Annotated in this window: 3 protein-coding genes; all 3 read right to left on the bottom strand. The window is 56.6% G+C overall.

All coding sequences use genetic code 11. The features are described from left to right. Positions 1-130: 130 nt before the first annotated feature. The gene (locus tag ACXJ5O_RS23630; protein WP_457302033.1) at positions 131-736 is read right to left on the bottom strand and encodes a hypothetical protein; all 606 of its coding nucleotides are present in this window, start codon (positions 734-736) and stop codon (positions 131-133) included. A gap of 151 nt (positions 737-887) precedes the next feature. Then, the gene (glpX, locus tag ACXJ5O_RS23625) at positions 888-1,877 is read right to left on the bottom strand and encodes a class II fructose-bisphosphatase (RefSeq protein WP_112530389.1); all 990 of its coding nucleotides are present in this window, start codon (positions 1,875-1,877) and stop codon (positions 888-890) included. A gap of 177 nt (positions 1,878-2,054) precedes the next feature. Beyond that, on the bottom strand, positions 2,055-2,769 hold a 715-nt coding region (locus tag ACXJ5O_RS23620; RefSeq protein ID WP_457302032.1), incomplete at its 5' end, for a homoserine dehydrogenase.

The following is a 2,769-nucleotide window of genomic DNA, read 5'->3' as shown; positions in this document are numbered from 1 at the left end:
TTTCAGACCAGTTGCCGATTGTTCAACGCCGAGGAAAAGCCGTTCAGGAACCATCGCTCCGGTTAATCACTCGGCGGCAATGAATGCAATGCTTCGAAAGGCCTATCCAACGGCTTTTGCTGGTGCTTACTCAGTTCCCAGGTGGCAGCGCGAGGGAACTCACGGTGGACGCCACAGACGACGCGAAGTCCGTAAGCTGGCGGTCGACGAGTTCCTTGGAACTCAGCCTGTAGTTGATGACTGGTTGGATGAGCAGATAGCGGCCAAGAACACCCGTAGCGCAGACCAAAAAATCATCCTTCTTCTGCGGATCGTCGGAACTTACACAGGCCATCGCCCGGTTGCCATAGCTAACATTCGTCCGCTGCGCGATCTGACCGGGTTGGGTGCTATGATATTGAAAAGCCTGATCGAGAAGGCTGCGCACGACGGGATCGTCCGGTCCGTCCCTGACCGGATAGATACCAGGCACATTGCTGGCCCTTACACCATTGATCGAAACGATGGCACGCGCATCCAGCCCGCCATATTCGATTGTCGCACTGAAATTCTGTGGATCGCTGGTGCGGCTGATTACGGTGAACGGGCCGGATGTGTCAGGTAGACTGATCAGAATATCCCCGGAACGATAACCTTGAATAAGGTCAGGATCAGCGTCCTGTGCATGGAGTGTCGAGAACTGTGTCGAGCTCACGGCCACCAACAATGCGCAGGCTATTCTGTGCCGGATATTCATGGTTGTCCCGCCCGAATGAATTCCACTAACAGCAAAATAGCAAAAATACTGTCGTTCCAATAGGGTACAGAGACATTTGTCAGTAAACAGCCTTAAAATAAAACTGCCGGCCCTTTCGGACCGGCAGCGGAAGCCCTTGATATAAGCATTCCTACTGGAACTTCGCCATATCCTGATGCTTCGCCTTGATTTCGCGGACTGTCTGCGAATGGGAACGCATGACTACGGTGTGGGTCTGAATGTAGTCCCGGGCAAATTTTACACCGGACAACATATTGCCATCGGTAACACCCGTTGCGGCAAACAGCACGTCACCCTTGGCCATCTCTTCCATTGTGTAGATCTTCTTGGGATCGCTTATGCCCATCTTGGCGGCACGGGCGATCTTGTCATCGCTGTTCAACTGCAGGCGGCCCTGCATCTGACCACCGATGCAACGCAAGGCGGCAGCCGCAAGCACACCCTCCGGCGCACCACCGATGCCGATATAGATATCGATGCCGGTTTCATCGGGATCAGTCGTGTGGATGACGCCAGCCACGTCACCATCGCCGATCAGGCGGATCGCGGCGCCGGTCGCGCGAACTTCCTCGATCAGCCGCGCATGACGCGGCCGGTCCATGATGCACGCTGTGATTTCATTGATCGGCACGCCCTTGGCCTTGGCCACAGCCATGATGTTTTCGATGGCAGGTGCGTCGAGATTGATGATACCGGCGGGATAACCGGGTCCGACGGCGATCTTTTCCATGTAGACATCGGGTGCGTAGAGAAGATTACCCTTTTCGGCAATGGCAATAACAGCGAGCGAGTTGGGCAGGTTCTTGGCGCAGATTGTCGTGCCTTCCAGTGGATCGAGCGCGATATCGACTTCCGGTCCATTGCGCGTACCGACTTCCTCGCCAATGTAGAGCATCGGCGCTTCGTCACGCTCACCCTCGCCGATTACAACTGTGCCGGCGATCGGCAGGCGATTAAGTTCCTGGCGCATTGCATCAACGGCCGCCTGATCCGCCGCCATCTCGTCGCCACGGCCACGCAGACGTGCTGCAGCAACAGCCGCCCGCTCGGTTACTCGCACGAGCTCGAGCGTCAAAATGCGGTCGAGACCCGCTTCATTCTGGTCGTTGGTTTTCAGCATAGTAATCCCTGCGTTGGTGTGGACATGCCGCATTCCGGATGAATACGGCCTTCCATAGCATTGCTATGCAAACCTTTTGTCAAAGTCGAAACGCAGCGGCAAGACCTGCCGGACAAGAAAACGGCATTGCCGAAAAAGCTAATCGATTAAACGCTGTAGCCGAAGTTTCTGTCAGGTTCAGCCCGCCCGCTCGATGCGGATCATCTGCGGTTTGTCGGTCGCATGCCCGTCTTTGACGATACCTTCGAGCGCCTTTTTCACCGCTGCCTCGGTCGTCTCGTGCGTCACGAGAATAACTGTTTTCGTCGCTTCCGGCTGGTCGGTGGCACTCTGCCGCTGAACGATCGATTCCAGCGAAATGTCATTGTCGGCCATACGTTTGGCGATGGCGGCGAACACACCCGCCCGGTCATGCACGGTCAGGCGGATAAAGTAACCGCCTTCATGCGCACGCATCTTGGCGCGTTTATACGGCGCGAGCGCTTTTGCCGGCGTTCCAAACACAGGCCCATGCTGGAAGCCCGGCCGGCTTTTCGCAATATCGGCGAGGTCACCAATGACGGCGGACGCCGTTGCCGCACCACCTGCCCCTGGACCCGATAGAAGCAATTCGCCCAGGAGATCGGTCTCGATCGCGACCGCATTGGTGACGCCGTGCACCTGTGCGATGACCGATTCGACCGGCACCATCGTTGGGTGCACGCGTTGCTCGATGCCACTCTCGGTCTTGAGCGCCACACCCAAAAGCTTGATGCGATAGCCGAGTTCGTCGGCCGCCTTGATATCGGCCAGCGAGATATTGCTGATACCTTCGAGATAGATATCGTCCGCCGCAATCTGCGTACCGAAAGCAAGACTGGTCAGGATCGCAAGCTTGTGTGCCGTGTCGTTG

The sequence above is a fragment of the Phyllobacterium sp. P5_D12 genome, assembly GCF_054049495.1.
This window is presented reverse-complemented; position numbering and strand designations above follow the sequence as displayed.

Excerpts from the sequence above, each read along its gene's own strand:
- ACXJ5O_RS23630 (WP_457302033.1), bottom strand. The coding sequence starts at position 736 with ATGAATATCCGGCACAGAATAGCCTGCGCATTGTTGGTGGCCGTGAGC.
- glpX (WP_112530389.1), bottom strand. The coding sequence starts at position 1,877 with ATGCTGAAAACCAACGACCAGAATGAAGCGGGTCTCGACCGCATTTTG.